We start from the raw sequence: 5,772 nt of genomic DNA, 5'->3' as shown, positions 1-5,772 counted from the left end.
GTTACGTGCTCTCCTTCGCGCTGCTCGGCCAGGCGCTGAAGCACATACCGGTCTCGGTGGCGTACGCCGTCTGGTCGGGTGCGGGGACGGCGGCCGTCGCCGCGGTCGGGGCCGGTGCGGTCAGCCACGGCGGCTCCTCTTCTGCTCCTGCGCCCGGGCCTGGCGCCGGTCCTGGACGAGCTGCCGCCGGTCCTGGACGAGCCGCAGCGCGACCACCACGACGGCGGCGCCCAGCGCCAGCCCCATCACCGGGAAGGCGTGCACGGCCCACTTCGCGGCGCCGGTCGCCAGCGCCTTGGTGTCCGCGTACTGGTCGCCGTGGGCGAGCAGCTCGGCGCCCGCCGTGCAGCCCAGCACCACCGGTGCGATCGCGCTGAACACCCACCACCAGCCGGCCCGGGTGGCCAGCCAGGTGGCGGCGGCCGTGCCGAGCACGGTCAGCATGGTGAAGATCCCGCCCGGCGCCGAACCGAGCAGCTCGTCGGCGAAGGCGCCGATCAGCGGCAGCCCCAGCGCGGCCAGCAGGGTGGCGCCCGGGTTCGGGCGGCGGGTGCGGGTCCGGGTGCGGGCCGTGACGCGGGTCCGGCCGGCCGCTCGACCCGCGGGCGTCGGGGTCGGCAGCGGGGCGTCCGCGCCGCTCCGCGGGGAGGGCAGCCGGGTGCCGCGGGCCCGGGTCCGCGGGCGCAGTCGGTCGGCTGCCTCGCCGGTGGGCGTGCTCGCCCGTTGGCCTGCCATGTCCACTACCTCGTCCGGTCGGCCGGGGTCTCCGGCGGTCGAGCCGACGGCCGCCGGCGGGTGACAGTTGCGCGATCCAGCAAGTGACGGGACGACTCGGGACCCGTCCCGGAGGAGGAGAGGCCGAGTTCGTAACGCTTGCGTAAGAGAATAACTTTTGATCGGACTTTGTCTCCTCCTTGGTTGACATCGTAACCACCGTGACCACCCGGACAGTTGGCGGCTCGCAGGCCGGATCGCGGCCCGCGACCCCGGGGGCGCGGCCCGTCGGCCCCGATCCGCGGCCGGGTAGCGTCGGCGGCATGAGATTCGTTCTTCGCCGCTCCCGGGTGGCCGGACCCGGCGCGGTCCTGGCGGCGCTGCTCGGACTGCTGCTCCTGCTGGCCCCGGGCACCGCCGTCGCCGCGGGCGGGCTCGACGACGCCTCCGCGGCCCTCAAGCAGGGCAAGGTCTACGTCGATCCCGCGATGACCGGCCAGTTCTCCCAGGCCCAGGCCGACGCGCTGAGCCGCACGATCAAGGACGACGGCAAGCCGATCATGGTTGCCGTGCTGCCGGCCACCGACCAGTACCCGGCGAACACGGTCATCCGCGACCTGCGCACCAAGGTCGGCATCACCGGGGTCTACGCCGTCTGGCGCGGCACCCAGTTCGCCGTCCGCACGGACCCGGCCGCGCTGACCAACCAGACCGCCCAGAACTACGCGCAGGCCGCGTTCGACTCCCACCACGGAGATATCAACGCGACGTTGACCGATTTCGTCACCAATGCGGCGCCGAAGGTCAAGGGGCAGGCGCCGGGCGCGCGCGACTCGGGCATCAGCGCGGCCGTGATCGTGGTGCCGCTGGTGCTGCTGGCCGTGCTCGGCGTCGGTGCCTTCCTGTTGGTCCGTCGGGCCCGCAAGCGCCGCGAGGCCCAGCTGGCGGCGGAACTGCGGGCGCTGCGCACCGTGGTGGACGAGGACATCACCGCCTTCGGCGAGGAACTGGAGCGGCTGGACTTCACCCCGGGCGCCCCCGGCGCGGACGACGCCCAGCGCGCCGACTACGAGCACGCGCTGGACGCCTACGAGCGGGCCAAGCGCACCATGGACGAGGCCAAGCGCCCCGAGGACGTCAAGGCGGTCACCGAGGCGCTGGAGGACGGCCGGTTCTCGCTGGCCACCCTGGCCGCCCGGCGGGCCGGCCGGTCGCTGCCGGAGCGCCGGCCGCCGTGCTTCTTCGACCCGCGCCACGGGCCCTCGGTGCAGGACGCCGACTGGGCCCCGGCCGGCGGCGCGGCCCGCTCGGTGCCGGTCTGCGCGGCCGACGCCCACCGCCTGGCCACCGGCCTGGACCCGGCGATCCGCACCGTGCAGACCGAGTACGGCCCGCAGCCCTACTGGGACGCCGGCCCGGTCTACGGCCCGTGGGCCGGCGGCTACTTCGGCGGCTACGGCTCCGGCCTGCTGCCGGGCCTGCTGGTCGGCACCATGCTCGGCTCGGTCTTCTCCGGGCCCGACGTCTACTACGACGGTGGCTACGTCGACGGTGGCTTCGGCGGCGACGGCGGTTTCGGCGGGGGTCAGGACCAGTACCAGGGCGGGGACTTCTCCGGCGGCGACTTCAACCCGGCCGATTTCGGCGGCTTCGGCGGCAGCGACTTCGGTGGCGGGGACTTCGGTGGCGGCGGGGACTTCGGTGGTGGGGACTTCGGCGGCAACGACTGGTAGCCCACCGGGTCCACCGTGATCGGTGACCGGCCGGGCCGGCTCCTCCGGGGCCGGCCCGGCCGTTTCCGTTCCGGAACCGATCGCTTCGCCGGCCTGAACGGTCGGCAGCCGCCGTGGTCCGGAAGGGGAGCCCGCTGTGGCAGGCTGAATCCCGTGACCAGCACCAGCAACCCCGCGCCGTCCGGCGGCAAGCCGGCCGGCCGCCCCTGCTCGATCGCGGCCGCGCTGCAGGTCCTCGGCGAGAAGTGGGCGCTGCTGGCCGTGCGCGAGCTCTTCTACGGCAACCACCGCTTCGACCGGATCGTCCGCAACACCGGCGCCCCGCGCGACCGGCTGACCGCCCGGCTGCGCGCGCTGGAGGAGGCCGGCGTGGTCGAGCGCCGGCTCTACCAGGAGCGCCCGCCGCGCTACGAGTACCACCTGACCCAGGCCGGCCAGGAGCTCGCGCCGGTCACCCAGGCGCTGCTGGTCTGGGGCGACCGCTGGGCGGTCGAGGAGCCGCCGGTCACCCTGCGCCACCTCGGCGGCGGCCGGCCCGAGCACCCGCTGGACCCGGCCTGGGTCTGCCGCTGCTGCGGCGAGGAGGTCACCCGGTCCGCGGTGGCGCTGGACATCCACAGCCCCGGCTGGGACCGCACCGGTCCGGTCGACTGAGCCCGCGGCCCGCCCCGGTGCGGGAGTCGGCCCCGGTTAGGGTCGGGGGATGCACGACGAAGACGTCCGGGCCACGGTCTGGGTGCGCGGCAAGGTCCAGCAGGTCGGCTTCCGCTGGTGGACCCGGGCCCGCGCGCTGGAGATCGGCCTCACCGGGTACACCAGCAACCTCGGCGACGGCCGGGTCCAGGTGGTCGCCGAGGGCCCGCACGCCGACTGCGAGCGCCTGCTGGCGCTGCTCCGCGGCCCCGGCACGCCGGGGCGGGTCAGCGGGGTGACCGAGATCTGGAGCGCCACCGGTCCCGGCTACGACGGCTTCGAGATCCGCTGACCGGACGGCCGACCGGCCCCTCGCCGGACAGCGCCGGACAGCGCCGGATCACCCGTCCGGTTCGCCCGACGATCACGGTGGTTGCCATCCGAGTCCACTCGTGGTTAACTCCGCATCGTGCGTGATCCACCGATCCGATCGGTGGTTTTCCCCCGCTCCCCGTGGCGTGAGTCCACCGCCATGCAGGTGACAGCAGGGTTGTAGCGCGCGGTGATCGTGTTGACCCGTACGGTCTTTGGTGAGACGCTGGAAGCCCGCGCACGCGACCGTGATTTCGGGCAGCGTCATGCCCTGTGGCCGCACATCCACAGTGCCTGACCTGGCCAGCCAAGCCGGCTGCTTGGGACTCGCAAGCGCGCGCGTTACCCCTTCCCCTCGACCTGTACCGTACCGGTTCGGTCACTCAGCGTGGAGGACCATACATCATGGCAAAGGCGCTTCTCGGGTACGTCGGCGGCCCCGACCCGCGAATGCAGTCCGAGATGCGGCGGCTTCAGCAGCGCGTCCAGGACCTGGAGGCCGAACTCGTTCGGATGCAGGCCGAGAACGACGCGCTGGTCGCCGTCGCTGACGAGCACTCCCTGCTCGACAGCATCGGCCACCTGCAGCGGGAGCCCGCCCTCACCTGAAGCACAAGCAATCGACCGGCCCCGAAACCGGCCGATTTTGCCGCGCGCGGATGTTTGTTCCGCTCCGCTCGGGCGTGAGTGAACCCCACCCCGAACGGGACGCGATCATCAGGGACGCCTTCACCGGCGTCCCTTCGTCGTTCTCCGGTACCTTCCCCCCGCCCCACCCCTGCTGGTCCTCGACCGGCCCGCCGCTGCTTCCCCCGCCCCCGGCGTGATCCGTTTGTCCGATGCTGCCCACGGCCCGCCCTCCCGAAACCGCGCCGACGGGCGGATACAGTCGGGCGCTGTGCACCTCAAGAGTCTGACGCTGCGCGGGTTCAAGTCCTTCGCCTCGGCCACCACGCTCCGGTTCGAGCCGGGCATCACCTGCGTGGTCGGTCCGAACGGCTCGGGCAAGTCCAACGTGGTCGACGCGCTCTCCTGGGTGATGGGCGAGCAGGGGGCCAAGTCGCTGCGCGGCGGCAAGATGGAGGACGTCATCTTCGCCGGGACCAGCGGGCGGGCCCCGTTGGGCCGGGCCGAGGTCAGCCTCACCATCGACAACACCGACGGCGCCCTGCCGATCGACTACGCCGAGGTGACCATCACCCGGACCATGTTCCGCAACGGCGGCAGCGAGTACGCGCTGAACGGCGACACCTGCCGGCTGCTCGACATCCAGGAGCTGCTCTCCGACTCCGGCATCGGCCGCGAGATGCACGTGATCGTCGGCCAGGGCCGGCTGGACTCCGTGCTGCACGCCGACCCGATGGGCCGCCGCGCCTTCATCGAGGAGGCCGCCGGGGTGCTCAAGCACCGCAAGCGCAAGGAGAAGGCGCTGCGGAAGCTGGACGCGATGGCCGCCAACCTCAACCGGGTGCAGGACCTGGTGGCCGAGCTGCGCCGGCAGCTCGGACCGCTCGGCCGGCAGGCCAAGATCGCCCGCCGGGCCGCCGGCATCCAGGCCGAACTGCGCGACGCCCGGCTGCGGCTGCTCGCCGACGACCTGCTGACGCTGCGCCAGGCCGTCCAGGCCGAGGTCGCCGACGAACTGGCGCTGCGGCTGCGGCGCAGCACGGTGGAGCAGGAACTGCAGCGGGCCCGGCAGCGCGAGGCGGTGCTGGAGGCCCAGGTGGAGCAGCTCGGCCCGCGGCTGGAGAGCACCCGGCAGGCCTGGTACCGGCTCTCCGCGCTGGTCGAGCGGACCCGGGGCACCCTCGACCTGGCCGAGGCCCGGATCCGGCACGCGGCCGGCGCCGGGCAGCAGGAGGAGCGGCGCGGCCGGGACCCGGAGGAGCTGGCGCTCGAGGCCGAGCGGATCCGGGCCGAGGAGGCCGAGCTGGCCGAGGCGTTGGAGGAGGCCCAGTACGCGCTGGCCGAGGCGGTGGAGACCCGCTCGACGGCGGAGCGCGCGCTGGCCGAGGAGGAGCAGCGGCTCAGGGCGGCGGCCCGGGCGGTGGCCGACCGCCGCGAGGGGCTGGCCCGGTTGCAGGGGCAGGCCGCCGCGGCCGCCTCCCGGGCGGCCGGCAGCCAGGCCGAGATCGAACGGCTGGTCGCCGCCCGGGACGAGGCGGCCGATCGGGCCGCGGAGGCCCAGGCCGGCTACCGGGAACTGGCCGATCAGGTGGCCGAGCTGACCGCGGGTGACGAGGAGTCGGAGGCCGGGCACGAACGGGCCGGGGCGGCGCTGGCCGAGGCCGAGCGCGCGCTGGCCGCGGCGCGCGAGGCC

6 protein-coding genes and 1 pseudogene are annotated in these 5,772 nt (G+C 74.2%); 6 read left to right on the top strand and 1 reads right to left on the bottom strand.

The genetic code is table 11. The annotated features are described in order from the left end of the window. Positions 1–5: 5 nt before the first annotated feature. Positions 6–101: pseudogene (locus tag ACQRUO_RS38305) on the top strand (SMR family transporter); the annotation flags it as partial. Between the two features lie 19 nt (positions 102–120). Here ACQRUO_RS38305 and ACQRUO_RS38300 read toward each other — a convergent pair. Then, on the bottom strand, positions 121–735 hold the full coding sequence (locus ACQRUO_RS38300; RefSeq protein WP_428320802.1) for a DUF6542 domain-containing protein: 615 nt from the start codon (positions 733–735) through the stop codon (positions 121–123). Positions 736–1,037: 302 nt separating this feature from the next. Here ACQRUO_RS38300 and ACQRUO_RS38295 point away from each other — a divergent pair, with 302 nt between their 5' ends. From ACQRUO_RS38295 to ACQRUO_RS38275, 5 genes are all read left to right on the top strand, one after another. After that, complete coding sequence (locus tag ACQRUO_RS38295) at positions 1,038–2,447, top strand: hypothetical protein (protein ID WP_428320801.1); 1,410 nt, start codon at positions 1,038–1,040, stop codon at positions 2,445–2,447. 153 nt (positions 2,448–2,600) lie between these two features. Continuing rightward, positions 2,601–3,101 carry a winged helix-turn-helix transcriptional regulator gene (locus ACQRUO_RS38290; protein WP_428320800.1) on the top strand — a complete coding sequence of 167 codons (501 nt, stop codon included), beginning with the start codon at positions 2,601–2,603 and terminating at the stop codon, positions 3,099–3,101. A gap of 49 nt (positions 3,102–3,150) precedes the next feature. Beyond that, the gene (locus ACQRUO_RS38285; protein ID WP_428320799.1) at positions 3,151–3,432 is read left to right on the top strand and encodes an acylphosphatase; all 282 of its coding nucleotides are present in this window, start codon (positions 3,151–3,153) and stop codon (positions 3,430–3,432) included. Positions 3,433–3,857: 425 nt separating this feature from the next. After that, on the top strand, positions 3,858–4,061 hold the full coding sequence (locus tag ACQRUO_RS38280) for a hypothetical protein (protein ID WP_428320798.1): 204 nt from the start codon (positions 3,858–3,860) through the stop codon (positions 4,059–4,061). A gap of 289 nt (positions 4,062–4,350) precedes the next feature. After that, positions 4,351–5,772: chromosome segregation SMC family protein (locus ACQRUO_RS38275; RefSeq protein ID WP_428320797.1), on the top strand; the 1,422-nt coding region annotated here is incomplete at its 3' end.

The sequence above is a fragment of the Kitasatospora sp. LaBMicrA B282 genome, from assembly GCF_050325825.1.
In the GTDB taxonomy this organism is placed as follows: domain Bacteria; phylum Actinomycetota; class Actinomycetes; order Streptomycetales; family Streptomycetaceae; genus Kitasatospora.
This window is presented reverse-complemented; position numbering and strand designations above follow the sequence as displayed.

Bases quoted from the DNA above. Each gene is read 5' to 3' on its own strand.
- ACQRUO_RS38295 (WP_428320801.1), top strand. From the start codon at position 1,038: ATGAGATTCGTTCTTCGCCGCTCCCGGGTGGCCGGACCCGGCGCGGTC.
- ACQRUO_RS38285 (WP_428320799.1), top strand. From the start codon at position 3,151: ATGCACGACGAAGACGTCCGGGCCACGGTCTGGGTGCGCGGCAAGGTC.
- ACQRUO_RS38280 (WP_428320798.1), top strand. From the start codon at position 3,858: ATGGCAAAGGCGCTTCTCGGGTACGTCGGCGGCCCCGACCCGCGAATG.
- ACQRUO_RS38300 (WP_428320802.1), bottom strand. From the start codon at position 735: ATGGCAGGCCAACGGGCGAGCACGCCCACCGGCGAGGCAGCCGACCGA.